This window comes from Streptomyces sp. NPDC058620 (assembly GCF_042717135.1).
In the GTDB taxonomy this organism is placed as follows: domain Bacteria; phylum Actinomycetota; class Actinomycetes; order Streptomycetales; family Streptomycetaceae; genus Streptomyces.
Genome location: NZ_JBHXQO010000004.1, coordinates 221,272 through 241,803, shown reverse-complemented (window position 1 = coordinate 241,803; position 20,532 = coordinate 221,272). Strand labels below are relative to the sequence as shown.

Genomic DNA, 20,532 nt, shown 5'->3' with positions numbered 1-20,532 from the left:
GGCTGGGCGCGCCCGAAATGGCCGGGTGGCCGGGCGGGGTCCTTCCCGGGTGGCGGTGGCCGGCGCGGGCGACCCCATAGGATTGGGCCAAAACCACACACCAAACCCTGAGGATCGCTGCATGCCTGGCATCACGCGCGAGGAGGTCGCCCACCTCGCCCGGCTGGCGCGTCTGGAGCTGAAGGGCGAAGAGCTCGATCACTTCGCCGGTCAGCTCGACGACATCATCGGCGCGGTCGCCCGCGTCTCCGAGGTCGCCGACCAAGACGTACCGCCGACCTCCCACCCGCTGCCGCTGACCAACGTCATGCGCGCGGACGAGGTCCGTCCGTCGCTCACCCCCGCGCAGGCGCTCTCCGGCGCCCCGGCCCAGGAGCAGCAGCGTTTCAAGGTGCCGCAGATCCTGGGGGAGGACTAAAAGTCATGACGGACATCAGCACCATCATCAAGCTGACCGCCGCCGAGATCGCCGCGAAGATCGCTTCCGGTGAGCTCACGGCCGTCGAGGTCACCGAGGCCCACCTGGCCCGGATCGACGCGATCGACGAGAAGGTCCACGCCTTCCTGCACGTCGACCGCGAGGGCGCGCTCGCGCAGGCCCGAGCCGTCGACGCGAAGAAGGCAGCGGGCGAGAAGCTCGGCCCGCTGGCCGGCGTCCCGCTCGCGCTGAAGGACATCTTCACCACCAAGGACATGCCGACCACCGTCGGATCGAAGATCCTCGAGGGCTGGATTCCGCCGTACGACGCGACGCTGACGCAGAAGCTCAGGGCCGCCGACGTCGTCATCCTCGGCAAGACCAACATGGACGAGTTCGCCATGGGGTCCTCCACCGAGAACAGCGCCTACGGCCCGACCGGCAACCCGTGGGACCTCACCCGGATCCCGGGCGGCTCGGGCGGCGGCTCCTCGGCCGCGCTCGCCTCGTACGAGGCCCCGCTGGCCATCGGCACGGACACCGGCGGTTCCATCCGCCAGCCCGCGTCCGTCACCGGCACCGTCGGCGTCAAGCCCACCTACGGCGGCGTCTCCCGGTACGGCATGGTGGCGTTCTCCAGCTCCCTCGACCAGGGCGGCCCATGCGCCCGTACGGTCCTGGACGCGGCCCTGCTCCACGAGGTCATCGCAGGACACGACCCGATGGACTCGACGTCCATCGACGCCCCGGTCCCGCCGGTCGTCGAGGCCGCCCGCAACGGCTCCGTCGAGGGCATGCGCGTCGGCGTCGTCAAGCAGTTCTCGGGCGAGGGCTACCAGGCCGGTGTCGTCCAGCGCTTCAACGAGTCGGTCGAGCTGCTGAAGTCGCTCGGCGCCACGATCGTCGAGCTGGACTGCCCGTCCTTCGACCTGGCCCTGTCGGCGTACTACCTGATCGCGCCGTCCGAGTGCTCGTCGAACCTGGCCCGCTTCGACGCCATGCGCTACGGCCTGCGGGTCGGCGACGACGGCACGAAGTCCGCCGAGGAGGTCACCGCGCTCACCCGCGAGGCCGGCTTCGGCGACGAGGTGAAGCGCCGCATCATCCTCGGTACGTACGCGCTGAGCTCCGGCTACTACGACGCGTACTACGGCTCGGCGCAGAAGGTCCGCACCCTGATCACCCAGGACTTCGAGAAGGCGTTCGAGCAGGTCGACGTGATCGTGTCGCCGACGACGCCCACCACCGCCTTCCCGATCGGCGAGCGCGCCGACGACCCGATGGCGATGTACCTCGCGGACCTGTGCACCATCCCGACCAACCTGGCAGGCAACTCCGCCATGTCGCTGCCCTGCGGCCTGGCCCCGGAGGACGGCCTGCCGGTCGGCCTGCAGATCATCGCCCCCGCCATGAAGGACGACCGGCTGTACAAGGTCGGAGCCGCCGTCGAGGCCGCCTTCGTGGAACAGTGGGGGCACCCGCTGCTTGAGGAGGCACCGTCGCTGTGAGCCCCATGCCCATCAAGGCCAAGGGATTCAAGAATTCAAAGGCCGGTACGTACCTGTCGATCGGCTCCACCGCCTTCGGCGCGATCAGCGTCGTCAAGCAGGCCCGTATGGCCCGCAAGGACAATGACACGCTCCGTCTCGTCGACGCCGCTGTCTCCGCCGCCGCCATCGTCACGGGCCTCGCTCTGCTCTACCGCGAGCTGAAGAAGCTCGGCGACGACGACGTCCTGCTGGGCTGAGAGGGAAAGTTTTCACCGTGACTGTCATTGACCTGGAGTCGTACGAGGACGCCCTCGCGACGTACGACCCCGTCATGGGCCTCGAAGTCCATGTCGAGCTCGGCACCAAGACCAAGATGTTCTGCGGCTGCTCCACGGAGCTCAAGCAGGACGCCAACTCGCAGACCTGCCCGGTCTGCCTCGGGCTGCCCGGCGCGCTGCCGGTCGTCAACGAGATCGGCGTCGAGTCCGCCATCAAGATCGGTCTCGCGCTGAACTGCGAGATCGCCGAGTGGTGCCGCTTCGCCCGGAAGAACTACTTCTATCCGGACATGCCGAAGAACTTCCAGACCTCCCAGTACGACGAGCCGATCGCCTTCGACGGCTATCTGGACGTCCAGCTGGAGGACGGCGAGATCTTCCGTGTGCAGATCGAGCGCGCCCACATGGAGGAGGACACCGGCAAGTCGACGCACGTCGGCGGCGCCACCGGCCGTATCCACGGCGCGTCCCACTCCCTGCTCGACTACAACCGCGCGGGCATCCCGCTCATCGAGATCGTCACCAAGCCGATCGAGGGCGCCGGCGCACGCGCTCCCGAGGTCGCCAAGGCGTACGTCGCCGAGCTCCGCGAGCTCATCAAGGCGCTCGGTGTCTCGGAAGCCCGGATGGAGATGGGGCAGATGCGCTGCGACGTCAACCTGTCGCTGCGGCCCCACGGCCGGGAGGCGTTCGGTACGCGCTCCGAGACGAAGAACGTGAACTCCCTGCGTTCCGTCGAGCGTGCCGCCCGCTTCGAGATCCAGCGCCACGCCGCGGTGCTGAACTCCGGCGGAACGATCGTGCAGGAGACCCGGCACTTCCACGAGGAGGACGGCTCCACCACGGCCGGCCGCATCAAGGACAACGCCGAGGACTACCGCTACTTCCCGGAGCCGGACCTGGTGCCCGTCGCCCCGGCCCGTGACTGGGTCGAGGAGCTCCGCAAGGGCCTCCCCGAGCTGCCGCGGCTGCGCCGCGCGCGGCTCAAGGAGGAGTGGGGCGTCTCCGAGCACGACATGCAGTCCATCCTCAACGCGGGCGCGGTCGACCTGATCGTCGCCACGACGGAGGCGGGCGCTCCGGCGGACCAGGCCCGCAAGTGGTGGATGGGCGAGCTCGCCCGTAACGCCAACGAGACCGGCCGTGCCCTCGACGAGCTCGGGGTCACTCCCGGGCAGGTCGCCAGGGTCGCCGAGCTCGTCTCCAAGGGCGACCTCAACGACAAGCTGGCACGCCAGGTCCTCGAGGGTGTCCTCGCGGGTGAGGGCGACCCGGACGCCGTGGTCGAGAAGCGCGGCCTGAAGGTCGTCTCGGACGAGGGCGCGCTGGGCACGGCCGTGGACGAGGCCATCGCCGCCAACGCGGCCATCGCGGACAAGATCCGCGGCGGCAAGGTCGCGGCGGCGGGCGCACTCGTCGGCGCGGTCATGAAGGCCACGCGCGGCCAGGCGGACGCGGCGCGCGTGCGCGAGCTGATCCTGGAGAAGCTCGGCGTCGAAGGCTGATCTCCCCGCGTACGAGGTACGCGAAGGGGCGGTGCACCCGGATTCCGGGCGCGCCGCCCCTTCGCGCGTTCCATGACGGCGGACCTTGTCGTCCCGCGGAGCCTTCCCGCCGGACGTGCCGGTCCTGGGGCGGGCTGGACTTTCGGGGCGGCCTGTTGGACGTTCACCGCTGTGCCGTACGGCGGCCTTCCCGGCGCCACCTCGCTTGACTAGCTTCCCGCCGTACGACCGATTCGGGAGGCTCACTTGACCACGGACATTTCACGGCGACGGCTCTTCGCCCTCGGGGGCGGCGCGCTCGGCGCAGCGGCAGCCGGATCGTTCCTGCCGCCGTCGCTCCAGGCCGCCATCGCCGCGCAGCCCGCCCGCCCGGCGGGGTCCGGCGGCGGGCTCGACGAGATCAGGCACGTGGTGATCCTGATGCAGGAGAACCGGTCCTTCGACCACTACTTCGGGATGCTCCGCGGCGTACGCGGCTTCGGTGACCGCAACGCCGTCGAACTCCCCTCGGGGAAGCCCGTCTTCGAGCAGCCGGGCCCGCTGGGCACGTCCGTGCTGCCGTTCCCGGTGCGCGGGGCCGCCGAGACGCAGAAGAAGGATCTCCAGTACATCGGCGCGCTCGACCACTCCTGGAGCGGCGGCGCCCGGGCCTGGGCCGGTGGGTGGATGAGCGGCTGGGTCACCACGAAGACGGCCGCCACGATGGCGTACTACGACCGCCGTGACATCCCGCTGCACTACGAACTGGCCGACACCTTCACGGTGTGCGACGCCTACCACTCGTCGGTGCACACCTCGACCAGCCCCAACCGCAACCACCTGTGGAGCGGGAAGACGGGCTTCGAGGCGAACGGCAAGCGGGCCGTCGGCAACGACGCGTACAACGAGGGCACGCACCCCGGGTACGACTGGACCACCTACCCGGAGCGCCTGGAGGCCGCGGGGCGCAGCTGGCAGACGTACACGGAGTGGGAGAACTTCACCGACAACCAGATCGAGTTCTTCGCCGGCTTCAAGGCGATCGCCCGCAAGGCCCTCGCCAGGACCGGCGGGCACACCTTCATGGAGTCCTTCTACGCGGACGTCCGTGACGCGGACGACGCGAGCGAGCGGGAGCGTCTCCTCGGGCTCCTGGAGGAGGGTGTCGCGACGCTGTCCGAGGCGGAGCGCAGCCTCTTCGAGCGCGGGCTGCGGCGGGTGGAGACGGGCACACTGGCCGACAGGTTCGCCGAGGACGTGGCGGCGGGGACGCTGCCCGAGGTCTCCTACCTGGTGCCCTCGGCCGTGGACTCCGAGCACCCCAGCGTCTCCTCCCCGGTGCACAGCGCGACGATCCTCTACAAGGTGCTCGACGCGCTGGGCAGCCACCCAGATGTGTGGCGCCACACCGCGGTCCTGATCAACTACGACGAGAACGACGGTTTCTTCGACCACGTCCCGCCACCGGTCGCGCCGCCCGAGGTGGCCGACGAACGCTGGGACGGCAAGCCCACCGGTCTCGGTGTGCGGGTGCCGATGCTGGTCGTCTCGCCGTGGACCATCGGCGGCTACGTCTGTTCCGAGGTCTTCGACCACACCTCCGTGATCCGCTTCCTGGAGCGGTGGACCGGGGTGAAGGAGCCGAACATCAGCGACTGGCGGCGTACGGTCGCCGGCGATCTCACCTCCGCCTTCGACTTCTCGCGGGGCGGGCGGCAGCCGGAGGTGGACCGGCCCGCGGCCATTCCGGCGTTCAGCGGACGCTGGCAGCCGAAGCCGCCGGCCGTCCAGCGGATGCCCGTACAGGAGGCCGGGACGCGCCCCGCCAGGCCGCTGCCCTACCAGCCGGACGCGCAGGCGTGGGTCACGGCCGGGGCGGTGCAGGTGGGCCTCAGCAACACCGGGCGCTCCTCGGCGCACTTCACGCTCTATCCGTACGCCGGGGAGTTCCCCGCCCCGCAGCACCGCGATGTAAAGGGCACGGCGCAATGGACTGTGCCCCTCACCGGGGACGCCTACCGGTTCACGGTCACCGGGCCGAACGGCTTCCGTCGCGAGTTCGCGGGAGCGGCCGGGGGCGACGCGGAGGTCGGTTCGCGGCTCGACGCCCGTGAGCGGGATCTGTATCTCACTCTGCGCAACACGGGGCAGCGGACGCTCACCTTCACCGTGCGGCCTCTCGGGTACGTCGACGAGGAGGACCTGCGCGGCTGGACCCGTCGCATCACCGTGAAGCCCGGACGCAGCCGTACGGTCGTGCACTCGGCGGCCGACGCGCGCGGCTGGTACGACCTCGCGGTCACGGTCGACGGGGACGCGGCGTTCCGTCGGCGGCTGATGGGGCACATCGAGAACGGCAGGGCGAGCGTTTCCGGCTGAGTGGCTGAGTGGCTGAGTGGCTGAGTGGCTGGACGGCCATGCGGCCGTGTGGGCGGGTGCCGGACCGGCGCCCGCCCACACCTGTCTCGTAGGGGCGCGTGGGGCTGGTGGGGCGTGTAGGGGAAATATCAACCCATGTGAGCATGGCCACGAAAGGGGCAAACGATCAGTTTTGGCTGTCAGAGTGACAGTTCTCAGGTCATGAGTTCTTTAACGGGAAGTTCCGGCTATCTCCCGAAAAGATCCACGAACCCTCAGGGAGCACGTCCGTTGGCTGCCATCGCCCGCTGGTGTCTCAGGCACCGGCTCGTCGCCGTTCTCATCTGGCTGTTCGCCCTCGGCGGCGCGGCCGCCGCAGCGGGCTTCGCGGGCTCGGCCTACTCCAACGACTACGAGGTGCCCGGCACCGAATCCGGCCGCGCCACCGCGCTCCTCCAGCAGGGCTTCAAGGATCTCGGCGGTGACACCGACACCGTCGTCTGGCACACCAGCGGCTCCACCGTCCGCGCCACCGACGTCGAACAGACGATGACCAGGACGCTCCACGCGATCGAGGAGCTGCCCGGGATCGGCGGCGTCACCGGCCCCTACGGGTCGGCGGGCGCCGGGCAGATCAGCGCGGACGGTCACACCGCGTACGCCACGGTCACCTTCGACCACCAGGCCGACGACATAGCGCCGGAGCAGGCACAGGCCCTCGTCGACACCGCGAAGGCGGCGGAGAGCGACGGGCTACGGGTCGAGCTCGGCGGCACGGCCGTCGCCCTCACCGAAGCGCCCTCGGTCCACCTCAGCGAGGCCATCGGGGTGGTCGTCGCCGCGGTCGTCCTCTTCCTCGCCTTCGGCTCGCTCGCCGCGAGCATGCTGCCCATCGCCACCGCGCTCGTCTCCGTCGGCACGGCCTACGCGGGCATCGTCCTGCTCGGCCATGTGATGACGGTGGCCGACTTCGCACCGATGCTGGGCATGCTGATCGGGCTCGGCGTCGGCATCGACTACGCGCTGTTCATCGTCACCCGGCACCGCAGAGGGCTGCGGCGCGGTCTGTCGGTCACCGACGCGGCGCAGAACGCCGTCGCGACGACCGGGCGCGCCGTCGTCTTCGCCGGGGCCACCGTCTGTATCGCGCTCCTCGGCATGCTCATCCTGCGGCTCGGATTCCTCAACGGGGTCGCGATCGCCGCCTCGCTCACCGTCGTACTGACCGTCGCCGCCTCGGTGACCCTGCTGCCCGCGCTGCTCTCCTTCATCGGGATGCGTGCGCTGAGCCGGCGCGAGCGCAGGCAGCTCGCCGAGAAGGGACCGCAGCCCGAGCTTCCCACCGGCTTCGCCGCCCGCTGGTCCGCCTTCGTCGAACGGCACCCCAAGCTGCTCGGAGCGGTCGCCGCCGTCGTGATGCTGGTCCTGGCCCTGCCCACCTTCGGGCTGCACCTGGGCACGTCCGACCAGGGGAACAACCCCGCGTCGGCCACCACCCGACAGGCGTACGACCTGCTGGGCGAGGGGTTCGGGCCCGGGGTCAACGGGCCGCTGACGATCGCAGCCCAGCTGGACGGCGCCGACGACCGGCTCGCCCTGGACGCGCTGCCCACCGTGCTGCGCGGCACCGAGGGCATCGCGTCGGTCGGCCACGTGACGTACAACAGCAGTGGCGACACGGCGTTCGTCACCGTCGTTCCGGACTCGGCGCCGCAGTCGCAGCAGACCAGCGAACTGGTCGACCGGCTGCGGGCGGACGTGCTGCCCGAGGTGGTGGACAACACCTCGCTCCAGGCCCATGTGGGCGGTGTGACTGCCGGCTACGACGACTTCGCCGAGATCATCATCGGCAAGCTGCCGCTCTTCGTCGGTGTGGTCATCGGGCTCGGCTGCCTGCTTCTTCTGCTGGCCTTCCGCTCCATCGGCATTCCGCTGAAGGCCGCCGCGATGAACGTGGCCGCCGTCGCCGCCTCCTTCGGCGTCGTGGTCGCGGTCTTCCAGTGGGGGTGGGGGAGCGAACTGCTGGGGCTCGGCAGCGCGGGCCCGATCGAGCCCTTCCTGCCGGTGATCATGGTCTCGGTGCTCTTCGGGCTCTCGATGGACTACCAGGTCTTCCTGGTCGGCAGGATGTACGAGGAGTGGCTGGAGACCGGCGACAACCGGCGGGCGGTCCGTGTGGGCCTCGCCGAGACCAGCAGAGTGATCAACTCGGCCGCGGTGATCATGATCTCGGTCTTCCTCGCCTTCGTCCTCAGCGGTGACCGTGTCATCGCGATGTTCGGCATCGCGCTCGCCGTGGCCGTCGCGCTGGACGCGTTCGTCCTGCGCACCCTGCTCGTGCCCGCCCTGATGCACATGCTGGGCGGTGCCAACTGGTGGCTGCCCGGCTGGCTGGACCGGCGGCTGCCCCGGATCAGCATCGAGCCGCCCGACTGCGGCGTGGATCATGCGAAGATCCCGGGGACACGTACGAGCGAGGGCGGCGAACCGGTGTCCGGGCCCGTCCTGCCCGAGCCCGCCGAGCCCGTTCGCTGAGACCGAAGGAGCACGATGTTCGCGATATCCCTGGGTGACGACGGGGCGGAGCTGCGCCCGCTGGAGACCTGGCAGGCGCAGGAGTTCCTGAACCACATGGACCGGGCGCGCGAGCTCGTCGACCCCTGGATCCCGTTCGCCGCGGCCGCCACCGACCTCGATTCGGCGCGGGCCCTGCTCCAGCGGTACGCGGACAGCCAGGCGGCCGACACCGGTCGGCTCTACGGCATCTGGCTGGAGGGCACGCTGGTCGGCGGGGTGCTGTTCCGGACCTTCGAAGCCGGGACCGGCAACTGCGAGGTCGGCTGCTGGCTCGAATCGGCGGGGGAGGGGCGTGGCCTGGTCACCCGGGCGATGCGGAAGCTGATCGACTGGGCGGTCGACGTTCGGGGCATGCACCGGGTGGAGTGGGTCGCCTCCTCGGCCAACACGCGCAGTGTGGCGGTCGCGAAGCGGCTCGGGATGACGCGCGACGGCGTGATGCGGGAGCGCTACCTCTACCGGGGGGAGCGGCACGATTCGGAGATCTGGGCCGTCCTGGCGCCGGAATGGCGTGCTCAGCGCGGCTGAGAGCCGGACGGGGCCGAAACGTTAAGAGGGTTCTCATCCGGGACACCTAGCGTGCGGCGCATGAACACCTCCACCTCCAAGACCTCCACCGCTCCCGCCGTCGACGACGACCGCGAGGAGAAGACGGCGACGGACGAGAGCGCCGTGAAGGACACGAACGACACGACCGGGGCCGCCGGCACCGGCACAGCCGTGCACGACGACGTGAACGATGGCGCGGACGTCGATGCCGACGACGACGCGGACCTGGAGCCCGACGCGTACGCCGAGGCCGAGGCGGCGGCCGCCTCCGGTCTCGGCGTTGGCGCGGCGGCCGTCGTCGCGGCCGGGCTCGGCATCGTCTCGCTGACCGGCGCCTGGACCGGCAGGGTCGCCGCCGAGCGGGAGACCCTGATCGGTCAGATCAAGACATCCGGCGGCGGCAGCGCCGCCCAGCAGATCTCCGAGATCTACGCGGACGCCTGGCACACCACCGCCCTGGTCAACGGTCTGTTCGCCCTGCTCGCCCTGCTGGTCGGCGTCTTCGTCCTCGTACGCCCCGCCTTCGGCGCGCCCGCCGTACGCCCGCAGCCCGGCTGGATCCGTGCCGTCGCCCTGGCCGGTGTCGCGCTCGGCGTGCTCGGTGTACTGATCTCCGTCGGCATGTACTTCGACCTGTTCGTCTCGCTGCCCAGCGCGGGCGCCACGACCGGCGGCTGACGCCTGCCCTTGAGGCACCGGCCGGAGCCGAGGTCCGCCCCGCGTCCGGTGTCCTGGTAGCGACCGCCTGATCGTCCTGCGGAGGCAGCGCGGGCGGTGGCCTGGCCGCGGGCGTGAGCTCACGGACGTCGGCATCTGGGACAGGGACCTCGACATCGAGGCGTGGCACTTCCTGCTCGGGGACGCGGCCGACACCGGGGACATCAGCGAGTACGCGGCGCCGTCGCGGGCCGGGAGGCTGGAGGGGCTGCCGCCGACCTGCATCGACGTCGGCGAACTCGACCTCTTCCGCGACGAGGACATCCGGTTCGCCGCGCGACTGCTCGAAGCCGGTGTCCCGGTGGAGCCGCATGTCTACCCGGGCGGCATCCACGCCGGCGAACTCCCCGCCCCCGACGCCGAACTCAGCCGGCGCATCGGCAGATACCGAGACGAGGCCCTCGGACGCGCGCTCGCCACGGACCGGCCGAAGGCTCCCGCGCCGGACCCGAGGTGAGGCCGGTGTCCGCGCTCCTCCCGATCCCCCTCCAGGGCATCCACCCCGGGCCCCCGGCGCTGCGTACGGCACCGGCAGTGCCCGTCTAAGGCCCCCGCCCCACAGAGATGCGGCACTCGCCCGATGCGGCGACACCCCCTGGCGAACGACAGTTGGTGCACGGCCGGAACCGGCCCCCGGCCCACGGCCGGTCAGGCCCTCACGGGCCGTCACCACCAGGGAGAGAACCATGTACGCGTACGAACTCCACCAGATCCGGTCCGCCGAGCTGATCCGCCGGGCCGACGCCCAGCGCACCGTGCGGCAGGCGGTACTCGCCCGTCGCGCGGCGCGCCGCGCCGGACGGGACGATACCGAAGGGCGGGTGAGCGCGGACCCCAGCCACTTCGTCCACGCCGCGTAGCGATGGCGGCCCGCCTTCCGGCTGACGGGGCATCGGACGCGTGTGCGATGCTCGGTGACGTGGAGACCAAGTCCGTCAGCCCCGTGTTCATCGGCCGCGCCGCCGAGCTCGCCCTGCTCACCGACGCGCTCGTACGGGCCTCGGACGGCCAGCCGCAGGCGCTGCTCATCGGGGGAGAGGCGGGCGTCGGCAAGACCCGTCTCGTCGAGGAGTTCCTCGCGGAGGCCGACCGCCGCGAGGCGGTCGTGGCGATCGGCGGCTGCGTGGAAATCGGCGCGGACGGGCTGCCGTTCGCCCCGTTCGCGACGGCCCTGCGCGCCCTGCGCCGGCTCCTGCCGGAGGAACTGACGGAGGCACTGGCCGGTCAGGAGGGCGAACTGGCCCGCCTGCTGCCCGAACTGGGCGAAGCGGGCCGCGAGCCCAACGACGAGCACGGCACCGCCCGCCTGTTCGAGCTCACCGCCCGCCTCCTTGAGCGCCTCTCCGCCGAACGCGCCCTCGTCCTCGTGCTGGAGGACCTGCACTGGGCCGACGCCTCCACCCGTCACCTCCTCACCTACCTCTTCCGCACCCTGCGCAGCGGCCGCATCACGGTGATCGGCACCTACCGCGCCGACGACATCCACCGTCGCCACCCCCTGCGCCCGCTCCTCGCGGAAATGGACCGGCTCCGCGCCGTCCACCGCATCGAACTCGCCCGCTTCACCCGGGCCGAGGTCCGCCGCCAGCTCACCGGCATCCTCGCCACGACCCCCGAGGCCGCCCTCGTCGACGAGATCTTCGACCGCTCCGACGGCAACGCCTTCTTCGTCGAGGAGCTCGCCCGCAGCCTGGAATGCTGCGGCGACAGCTCCGGACTCTCCGACTCCCTGCGCGACCTGCTCCTCGTGCGAGTGGAAGCCCTGTCCGACGACGCCCAGAAGATCGCGAGGATCGTCGCCGAAGGCGGCTCCACCGTCGAGCACGAACTGCTCGCCGCCGTCGCCGGACTGGCCGAGGACGACCTCATCGAGGCGCTGCGTACGGCCGTCGGTGCCAATCTGCTGCTCCCCACCCCGGACACGGACGGATACCGCTTCCGGCACTCCCTGGTTCGCGAGGCCGTCAGCGACGACCTGCTGCCCGGCGAACGCTCCCGCCTCAACCGCCGCTACGCCGAGGCACTGGAGGCCGACCCCGGCCTCGTCCGCGACGACGAACGCGCCACCCGTCTCGCCAGCTACTGGTACGCGGCCCGCGACGCGGCGAAGGCACTGCCCGCCGTACTCGAGGCATCCGTCGAAGCCCGCCGCCGCTACGCCCACTCCGAGCAGTTCCGTCTGCTGGAACGCGCCATGGAGCTCTGGGACGACGTCCCCGAAGACGTACGCCGCACCCTGCGCCCCCTCGACTACGCGGAGGTCTACCCGGCCTGCGGATGCGACCCCGGGACCACCCCGCTCCGCTATCTGGACCTGATGGCGGAAGCGACCGTCGCCGCCCGCTTCGGGGGCGACCGCGAAAGGGCCCTGGCCATCTCGAAGAAGGCCGTACGGGTCCTGGACGGTGAGGACGACCCGCTGCGCGCCGCCTGGTTCTGGGTGCAGCGCTCCCGACTGATGCAGGACCTCACGCGCGGCGACGGCCGCGAGGAACTGGCCATCGCCCAGGAGCTGGTCCGTGGCCTGCCCCCGTCCGCCGTGCACGCCGACGTCCTGAGCAGCGTCGCCAGCTGGGGAGCCCTGCATCGCCCGGGGGCCGAGACACTCGCCGCCGCCGACCGCGCCGTCGAGTACGCGCGGCTCGTCGGTGACGAACACATCGAGCTGTACGCCCGGCTCACCCGGGGCTGGCTCACCGCCGACGCCGGCAGCGTCGACGAAGGCATCGCGGAGCTGTACGCCGTCCGCGACCGTGCCGAGGAACTGCACCTGGTCGGGATCATGGGCCGGGCGAGCATCAACCTCCCCTCCACGCTCGAATCCATGGGCCGCTCCCTGGAAGCCGTGGCCGCCGCCGACCACGGGATCGAGGTCTGCCACAGCCACGGCATCGCCGACACCGAAGCGTGGGTCCGCTCCAATCAGTCGCAGTCCTTCTTCTCCCTCGGGCACTGGGACGAGAGCGGCAGGGCCGCCGACGCGGCCGCCCTGATCGCCCGCTCCCGCAAGGCACGCGGTCTCGTCGCCGCCCGCCGTACCGAACTGGCCCTCGCCCGCGGTGACTACGCCGAGGCGGACGATCAACTGGCCCTCACCCGACGTCATTTCGGTCACCTCGACCCACAGCCCCAGCACCTGATCACCCCCGCTCGGCACACCGTGTCCCTGGCCGCACAGCAGGGCCGCCTCCCCGACGCACGGGCCGCCTTCCGGGCACAGGCCGGGCTCGGCTTCCCACCGGGCACCCAGCGCTACGCCCTGCCGCTGCTCCACGTCGCCGCGGCGGCGGAGGCCGACGCACGTGGCCTGCCCACCGCTGACCCCGGACGTCCCGCGATCCTGGAGCTGATCCGCACCCACCTCAAACTGCTGCCGATGCTCGTCCCCGTATGGGCCGCCTACGGCGTGCTCGTCGAGGCCGAACTGGCCCGCGCCGAAGGGGCGGACACTCCGGACCACTGGTCCCGCGCCGCGACCGCGTTCGCTCCCCTCCAGCGGCCCTACGAACTGGCCCAGATCCGCCATCGCTGGGCGGAGTCCCTCCTCACCGCCCAGGGCGACCGCGCCTCCGCGACCCCGCTGCTGCGCGAGGCCCACGCCACCGCGGCACGGCTCGGGGCACGGCCGCTCACCGAGACCATCGAGCTACTGGCCGGCCGCGCCCGCATCACGCTCGCCGTTCCCGAACGGGCCACCGAGCCGCAGATCCACCCCGGCGTCCTCGTCCCGGCGGCCGACGGAGCCACCGGGAGTGACCACGCCGACGCCGAAGCCGCGGGCACGGAGGAGTACGACCCCGCGAAGGCGGCGATCGAGTCCTTCGGGCTGACGCCGCGCGAGCGGGACGTCCACCGACTCGTGGCCGCCGGGCACACCAACCGGAGGATCGCCGAGGAGCTGTACATCTCGCCCAAGACCGCGAGCGTGCACGTCTCCAACATCCTTGCCAAGCTGGGCGTGTCCGGCCGGGGCGAGGCAGCCGCCCTCGCCCACCGCCTCCGGCTCTACCCCGTGCGCCGCGCGCCGTAGCGGGGAACGGGGGAGCGGCGCCCGGGCCCGGCGAAGCCGGTCGGCCCTCAATCCCGCAGGGGCCCGGCTTCGTGCGGCGACTGTCTGCCCGGTGGCGCTAGCGCACCTTCAGCAGCAGAATCCTGTCGTCTCCCGGCTCGGGGGTGGCACGGCCGTCCGTATTGCTGGTGACCAGCCACACCCTGTCGCCGCCCGCGGCGAGCACGGTCCGCAGCCGGCCGTACTTCCCGTCGAGGAACGACTGGGGCGCGGCCAGTGGTTCCTCGCCCGCCTTGCCCGAGAGCGGAATGCGCCACAGCCGCTCGCCGCGCAGCCCCGCCATCCAGACCGATCCGCCGGCGAACGCGATGCCGCTCGGCGATGCCTCCGCGGTCTTCCACTGGGCCACCGGGTCGACGAACCCCTCCTCGCCCTTCCCGCCCTCCACTTCGGGCCAGCCGTAGTTCCCGCCGGGCTCGATCAGGTTCAGCTCGTCCCAGGTGTCCTGGCCGAACTCGGCCGCCCAGAGCCGCTTCTGCCCGTCCCAGGCAAGCCCCTGCACATTGCGGTGGCCGTACGAATACACCACCGAGTCGGCCTCCGGGTTGCCGTGGACGGGCTCGCCGTCGGGCGTCATCCGCAGGATCTTGCCGCCCAGCGACTCCTTGTCCTGGGCCAGCCCCGTGTCCCCGGTCTCGCCCGTGCCCGCGTACAGCATGCGGTCCGGGCCGAAGGCGATCCGGCCGCCGTTGTGGACGGTGCCCTTCGGGATGCCCCGCAGGATCGTGTCCGGGGCCCCGAGCTGCTGGCCGGCCGGCTTCCGCTCCTCGTACAGCATGCGGGCGATGCGGTTGTCGGATGCGGTGGTGAAATACGCGTAGACCAGACTGTCCGCGCCGAACGTCGCCGAGACGGCGAGGCCGAGCAGCCCGCCCTCGCCGCCGGGCGACACCCCCGGCACGGAGCCCAGTGGCGTCTTCTTCCCGCTCCTGCCGTCGATCCGGGTGATCGTGCCGTCGTCGCGGGAGGCCACCAGCAGATCACCGCCGGGCAGCGCGGCCAGCCCCCAGGGGCTCGCCAGCCCTTCGGTGAGCGTGGAGACGACCTTCGCCGATCCCTCGGCCGGCGGCAGATCCGAGGCCGTCGCGGAGGCGGAGGGAGCGGGCGAGGAGGCGGACGGCGGCGACGAGTCGCCCTCCCGGCCCCCCGTTCGCCCCGGGCCGTCCTCGGCCGAGCAGGCCGCGGACACCATCAGTGAGGCCGCGGCCAGCGAGGCCACCACCCCTTTGCGTACAGCGGGGGAGAGAGCAGATCCGAACACAGCAACGATCCTTTCGACGGCCGCCTGACTACTGTTCCTACACCGCAGCCCCGCCCCAGGTTCCCGAACCCCGCCAATTCTCTCGCGACACCCTCAGTCCCACGACCCGCGCGCCCGCGGCAGCCCCGCGATCTCCGCCAGATCCGCGGCGTCGAGCTCCAACCGCGCGGCGCCCGCGTTCTCCACCGCCCAGTGCTCCCGCTTCGCGCCCGGTACGGGCACCACGTGCGGCCCCTGCCGCAGCACCCAGGCCAGCGCTACCTGCGCCGGAGTGGCGCCATGGCGCTCCGCGATCCGCCGGAGCCCGGACACCACCGGCTGGTTCGCCGCCATCATCTCGGCCGTGAACCGCGGGTGCCTGGCCCGCGGATCGTCAGGCTCGAACCCCTGCCCCGGCGTCAGCGTCCCCGTCAGATAGCCGTTCCCGAGCGGCATCGCCGCCAGCAGCCCCACGCCGCGCGCCGTGCACCACGGCAGCAAGGACTCCAGCGCCTCGGGCGACCACACGGAAAGCTCCGCCTCGACCGCGCTGACCGGAAACACCTGCTGTACGCGCTCCAGTTGACGGATCGTTCCGTCATGCAGCCGCGAGCCCGCCCTGCGCGAGGCGCGCGCCCCCACGGCGCACAGTCCGAGTGCCCGCACCTTCCCCGCCGCGACCAGATCCGCCATCGCTCCCCAGGTCTCCTCCACCGGTACCTCGGGGTCGGCCCGGTGCAGTTGGTACAGGTCGATCACGTCGGTCTGCAGCCGCCGCAGCGAGGCGTCGCAGGCTCGCCGCACATAGCCCGGGCGCCCGTTGGCGACGATGTGCTGATCACCGACCAGCAGCCCGCACTTGGTCGAGAGGAAGGCGTCGCTCCGCCGCCCCTTGAGGGCTCTCCCCACGAGCAGCTCGTTCGTGAAGGGGCCGTACATGTCCGCCGTGTCGAGCAGGTGGACGCCCGCGTCGAGCGCCGCGTGCACCGTCCGCACCGAGCGGTCGCCGCGCTGCTGCGATGTGCTGTACGCCCAGCTCATCGGCATACAACCCAGCCCGACCGCGCCCACGGCGAGCGCCGCCGCACCGATAGTCCTGCGCTCCAACTCCCCGAACCCTTCCTCGGTCCCGCGGTCACGGGACCACACCGCACCCCAAAGTAACCTCTGCCCCCACGGAGCCGCCGGGCAGCCGTCGCCTAGCCTCCTGAGCATGACTTCGACGACCACCACCGACGTATGGCTGCCGATTCCGGCCGATGAGACCGACGGGCTGCCCGACGGGCTCAGCTACCACTTCTGGGACGGCGGCCAGGACTTCCCCGCCGACCCCGCGGACTGCGCCTTCTACGTCGTTCCCTATATGAAGGGCCCGCAGATCGCGACCCGTCCGCTCGGCGCGATGGGCGCGGTACAGGTCGTGCAGACGCTCTCCGCGGGCATCGACCACGTGGAGCCCGGCCTCGGCCTGCTCCCCGCCGGTGTGCGGCTCTGCAACGCCAGGGGAGTCCACGAGGCATCCACCGCCGAGCTGGCGCTCGCACTGATCCTCGCCTCGCTGCGGGGCTTCCCAGGCTTCGTGCACGGCCAGGACAAGGAGGAGTGGAGGGCCGGCTTCTATCCCGCCCTCGCCGACAAGTCGGTGCTCATCGTCGGGTACGGATCGATCGGATCGGCCATCGAGGACCGGCTCGAACCCTTCGAGTGCGCGCGGGTGGCGCGCGTCGCACGCTCCGCGCGGGCTACGGAGCGCGGCCCCGTACACACACTCGACGACCTGCCCGCGCTGCTCCCCGAGGCCGACATCGTCATTCTGTCCACCCCGCTGAACGCGTCCACCCAGGGACTGGTGGGCGCGGAGTTCCTCAAGGCGATGCGGGACGGCGCGCTTCTCGTCAATGTCGCCAGGGGGCAAGTCGTGGACACCCAGGCCCTGTTGTCCGAACTCGAGTGCGGCCGGCTGCGCGCCGCACTCGATGTCACCGACCCGGAACCGCTGCCCGCCGGTCACCCCCTCTGGCACGCACCCAACGTCCTGATCACCCCTCATGTCGGCGGCAGCACCTCGGCGTTCCTCCCCCGGGCCAAGCGTCTGCTGGCGGGGCAGCTCACCCGCTTCGCCGCGGGCGAGCCGGTGCGAAACGTCGTACTCACCACCGGCTGAACACGCTCCGGAGTACGTTCATCGCAGCGGGTTTCCACAATGCCGCAAGTCGTCACGGAGAGTAGAGCAAGTATGGCGCTGAGTGACGGGTCTGGTGTATCGTCCAGAACGGGGGGCTGCGTCGTGGAAGGGGCGACGCGGGGGAGGAAGTAGAACGCGAGGGGGCGACGGGCGATGTGCGGCCAATGGAGAGACGATCCGACGCGGCAGGGCGAGCGGAAGCGGTCATCGGTACCGACGCCGAACAGGAATCCGCCCCGCCCGCGGCCACGGCGAACAGTGGGCCGCACCCCGGGGGTGCCGGACGCGACCCGGGGAGTTGGGTGGTGAGCACCGTAGGGGCCCCGCTCTCCCGGCAGTCGGTCGCGGGCGAGGGCTCTGGCCTGCGCTCCCGGATCACCCTGGCGACGGTCTGCGCCGGGTACGCGCTCGGTGCGGCCCTTGGCTGGGGCTCTCCGCAAGTGGCGCTGTTCATGGGTGACTTCGGGCTCAGCACCGCCGCCCTGATCGCGGCGCTCTCCTGCTTCGTCTACGCGCGAGCCAGTACCAGCCGGTTCCGGCCCGCGTGGATGCTCTTCGCGCTCTCCTCGCTCATGGCCGCCTGCGGCAACGCGGTCTGGGGGTGGTACGAGGTGGTGCTCGGTCTCCCCGTTCCCACACCCTCCCTCGCCGACTTCTTCTTCCTCTGCTTCGCGCCGCCCGCCATCGTGGGGCTGCTCGTCCTCGCCAGGCGCCCCGTCACCCGGGCCGGCTGGGTCTGTCTGGCGCTGGACTCCTGGCTGATCGGCGGATCGCTGCTGACGCTCTCCTGGAGCCTCGCTCTCGCCCACACCGCCCATGCCGCCGACCTGGAGGGCGGGAGCGTGGCCAGGGCCGCGCTCTCCCTCGCCTATCCGCTGCTCGACATCGTGCTGGTCTCCATGGTGCTCGCGCTGCACTTCCGGCGCTCCAGCATGAACCGCTCCGCGGTTAACACGGCCGTCGCCGCGCTCGCCCTGACCGTCCTGTGCGACACCGTGTTCACCTCGCCGCTTCTCCGCTCGACGTACCACTCCGGCCAGCTGCTCGACGCGGGCTGGTTCACCGGCTCGCTCCTCCTCGCGTACGCCCCCTGGGGGGCCAGGCGCCGCGATACGGAACCGGTGCGGCACGGCTCGACGGCGATGCGCCCGACCAGCCGCCCCATCGCCGGTTCGCTGGCCGCGCTGACGCCCTATCTGGCCGCGGCGGTGTGCACCCTGGGCATCCTGTACAACGTGGTCGAGGGCCGCAGGGTCGACCGGGTGGTGATCTTCACCGGATGCACGGTCGTGCTCGCCCTGGTCGTCCGGCAGGGCATCATGCTCCTCGACAACATCTCGCTGACCCAGGAGCTGGCGCAGAAGGAGAACCACTTCCGCTCGCTGGTGCAGGGATCGAGCGACGTCATCATGATCGCCGCGCCCACCGGCATACTGCGCTACGTCAGCCCCGCGGCCGCCGGGGTGTACGGGCGCGAGGCGGACGATCTCGTCGGATCCGAACTGGCCTCGATCATCCATCCGGAAGACCTCGGCGGCGTGGTCCACGAGGTGCGGCGCTTCCTGGCCGCGTCACCCCACGAAGAACCCACCACCCGCATCGAGTGCCGCTTCAGGTCGGGCACCGGTGACTGGCTCAACGTGGAGTCCACCGTCAACCGGCACCAGGGCGGCCTGCTCCTCAACAGCCGGGACGTGACCGAACGCGTCAGGCTCCAGGCCCAGTTGCAGCACAACGCCGAACACGACCCCCTCACCGATCTGCCCAACCGGGCGCTCTTCACGGACCGGGTCCGCCGCGCGCTCAGCGGCCGGCGCTCGGGCGACTCGGGCACCGCCGTCCTGTTCATCGATCTCGACGGCTTCAAAGCGGTCAACGACACCATCGGTCACCAGGCCGGCGACGAACTCCTCATCCAGGCCGCCCGTCGTCTCGCGGACTCCGTGCGGGCCGGGGACACCGCGGCCCGGCTCGGCGGCGACGAGTTCGCCGCGCTCATCGTCGGCGACGGCACCCGCGACCAGGGCGCCCGTGAGTACCAGGTGCACGAGATCGCCGACCGGCTGCGCCTCACGCTCTCCCAGCCGTACCGCATCGGGGCCAGCGAGGTCCGCGTGGCCGCCTCCATCGGCGTCGCGTTCGCGGAGCCCGGCATCACCCCCACCGACCTCATGCGCAACGCGGACCTCGCCATGTACCGCGCCAAGGCCGGCGGCAAGGACCGGGTCGAGCTGTACGCCCCGCAGATGCAGGCCGATGTCGTACGCCGCTCCGAGCTGGCGGCCCGGCTGCGCACGGCCCTGCGGGACGGTGAGTTCGCGCTGCTGCACCAGCCGGTGGTCCATCTCGCCAGCGGCACCGTCGCCGCCGTCGCGGCGCAGGCGCGCTGGCGCTCGGCGCAGGGCATCCTCTTCACCCCCGCCGAATTCCTGCGGGTCTCCGACGACAGCGACCGCACGGCCGAGCTCGGCCGCTGGCTCCTGGAGGCGGCCGTCGAGCAGGCCGCCGACCGGGCCAGGGCCGGGCACCCGGTCTCCGTGTCCGTGCGCCTCTCCGCCGGCCGGCTGCTGGACCGGGCGCTGCCCTTCGGTTCCATCGAGGCGCTCCTGACCCGGTACGGCCTGCCCTCCGGCGCCCTGATGATCGAGGTCGCCGAAAGCGACCCCCGGATCTCGTTCGACGACCTGGAACAGCGGCTGGTCGCACTGCGCCGCCTGGGCGTACGGATCGCGCTCGACGGCTTCGGCAGCGGCTACGCGGCGATCAACGCCCTGCGCCGGCTCCCCGTCGACGTACTCAAGCTGGACCGCGGCCTCGTCGAAGGGGTGGTGGAATCAGCCCGGCTGCACAAGATCACCAGCGGCCTGCTCCGTATCGCCTGCGATCTCGGCATGCAGTCCGTGGCCGACGGCGTCGACGTACCGGAACAGGTCCTCGCCCTGCGCGCCATGGGCTGCACGCACGGCCAGGGGATGGCCTTCTCCGGGCCGCTCGACGAGTACCGGCTGCGCCGCACGCTGGTGCGGGGAGAGTTCCCCGTACCGGGCAGTCCCGCCGCCCAGCCCGTCCTGGCGGGCGGCTCGATTCCCCTGCTCACTGGCTCACATGGTGAGACGGCCGTCCCACCCACTTGACACCGTACGCGTGCCGGAGAGAGGGTCAATGCC

The 20,532-nt window shown here is 71.5% G+C and carries 15 protein-coding genes; 13 read left to right on the top strand and 2 right to left on the bottom strand.

Annotation, left to right across the window (positions count from 1 at the left end):
* The first annotated feature begins 121 nt into the window (after positions 1 to 121).
* The 11 genes from gatC (at position 122) to ACFWSK_RS07330 (ending at position 13,901) form a co-directional block, all read left to right on the top strand.
* Positions 122 to 418 carry an Asp-tRNA(Asn)/Glu-tRNA(Gln) amidotransferase subunit GatC gene (gene gatC, locus ACFWSK_RS07380; RefSeq protein WP_003966094.1) on the top strand — a complete coding sequence of 99 codons (297 nt, stop codon included), beginning with the start codon at positions 122 to 124 and terminating at the stop codon, positions 416 to 418.
* Positions 419 to 423: 5 nt separating this feature from the next.
* Entirely contained in the window at positions 424 to 1,926 is a 1,503-nt protein-coding gene (gene gatA / locus ACFWSK_RS07375; protein ID WP_362834970.1) for an Asp-tRNA(Asn)/Glu-tRNA(Gln) amidotransferase subunit GatA, read from the top strand.
* A gap of 5 nt (positions 1,927 to 1,931) precedes the next feature.
* A complete protein-coding gene (locus ACFWSK_RS07370; RefSeq protein ID WP_069926802.1) occupies positions 1,932 to 2,165 on the top strand; it encodes a hypothetical protein in 234 nt (77 codons plus the stop codon).
* Between the two features lie 17 nt (positions 2,166 to 2,182).
* Positions 2,183 to 3,691 (top strand): Asp-tRNA(Asn)/Glu-tRNA(Gln) amidotransferase subunit GatB, encoded by a 1,509-nt coding sequence (gene gatB / locus ACFWSK_RS07365; RefSeq protein WP_383782891.1) that lies wholly within the window; start codon positions 2,183 to 2,185, stop codon positions 3,689 to 3,691.
* A 246-nt stretch (positions 3,692 to 3,937) separates the two neighbouring features.
* Complete coding sequence (locus tag ACFWSK_RS07360; protein ID WP_383782890.1) at positions 3,938 to 6,049, top strand: phosphocholine-specific phospholipase C; 2,112 nt, start codon at positions 3,938 to 3,940, stop codon at positions 6,047 to 6,049.
* A 270-nt stretch (positions 6,050 to 6,319) separates the two neighbouring features.
* Positions 6,320 to 8,563 carry an MMPL family transporter gene (locus ACFWSK_RS07355; protein ID WP_383782889.1) on the top strand — a complete coding sequence of 748 codons (2,244 nt, stop codon included), beginning with the start codon at positions 6,320 to 6,322 and terminating at the stop codon, positions 8,561 to 8,563.
* Positions 8,564 to 8,578: 15 nt separating this feature from the next.
* Positions 8,579 to 9,133 (top strand): GNAT family N-acetyltransferase, encoded by a 555-nt coding sequence (locus ACFWSK_RS07350; protein WP_383782888.1) that lies wholly within the window; start codon positions 8,579 to 8,581, stop codon positions 9,131 to 9,133.
* Positions 9,134 to 9,193: 60 nt separating this feature from the next.
* Entirely contained in the window at positions 9,194 to 9,832 is a 639-nt protein-coding gene (locus ACFWSK_RS07345) for a hypothetical protein (protein ID WP_383782887.1), read from the top strand.
* Positions 9,833 to 9,899: 67 nt separating this feature from the next.
* Complete coding sequence (locus ACFWSK_RS07340; RefSeq protein WP_383782937.1) at positions 9,900 to 10,328, top strand: alpha/beta hydrolase fold domain-containing protein; 429 nt, start codon at positions 9,900 to 9,902, stop codon at positions 10,326 to 10,328.
* Between the two features lie 229 nt (positions 10,329 to 10,557).
* Positions 10,558 to 10,731, top strand: coding sequence for a hypothetical protein (locus ACFWSK_RS07335; protein WP_383782886.1), 174 nt, complete (start codon positions 10,558 to 10,560; stop codon positions 10,729 to 10,731).
* Between the two features lie 47 nt (positions 10,732 to 10,778).
* Positions 10,779 to 13,901 carry an AAA family ATPase gene (locus tag ACFWSK_RS07330; RefSeq protein ID WP_383782885.1) on the top strand — a complete coding sequence of 1,041 codons (3,123 nt, stop codon included), beginning with the start codon at positions 10,779 to 10,781 and terminating at the stop codon, positions 13,899 to 13,901.
* A gap of 97 nt (positions 13,902 to 13,998) precedes the next feature.
* Here ACFWSK_RS07330 and ACFWSK_RS07325 read toward each other — a convergent pair whose 3' ends face one another.
* Entirely contained in the window at positions 13,999 to 15,132 is a 1,134-nt protein-coding gene (locus tag ACFWSK_RS07325) for a PQQ-dependent sugar dehydrogenase (RefSeq protein ID WP_383782936.1), read from the bottom strand.
* 162 nt (positions 15,133 to 15,294) lie between these two features.
* Entirely contained in the window at positions 15,295 to 16,251 is a 957-nt protein-coding gene (locus ACFWSK_RS07320) for an aldo/keto reductase (RefSeq protein ID WP_383782935.1), read from the bottom strand.
* A 142-nt stretch (positions 16,252 to 16,393) separates the two neighbouring features.
* On the opposite strand from ACFWSK_RS07320, the gene ACFWSK_RS07315 reads away from it, so the two are divergent.
* Positions 16,394 to 17,344 (top strand): 2-hydroxyacid dehydrogenase, encoded by a 951-nt coding sequence (locus ACFWSK_RS07315; protein ID WP_383782884.1) that lies wholly within the window; start codon positions 16,394 to 16,396, stop codon positions 17,342 to 17,344.
* Between the two features lie 326 nt (positions 17,345 to 17,670).
* Positions 17,671 to 20,499, top strand: coding sequence for a putative bifunctional diguanylate cyclase/phosphodiesterase (locus tag ACFWSK_RS07310; protein ID WP_383782883.1), 2,829 nt, complete (start codon positions 17,671 to 17,673; stop codon positions 20,497 to 20,499).
* Positions 20,500 to 20,532: the final 33 nt, after the last annotated feature.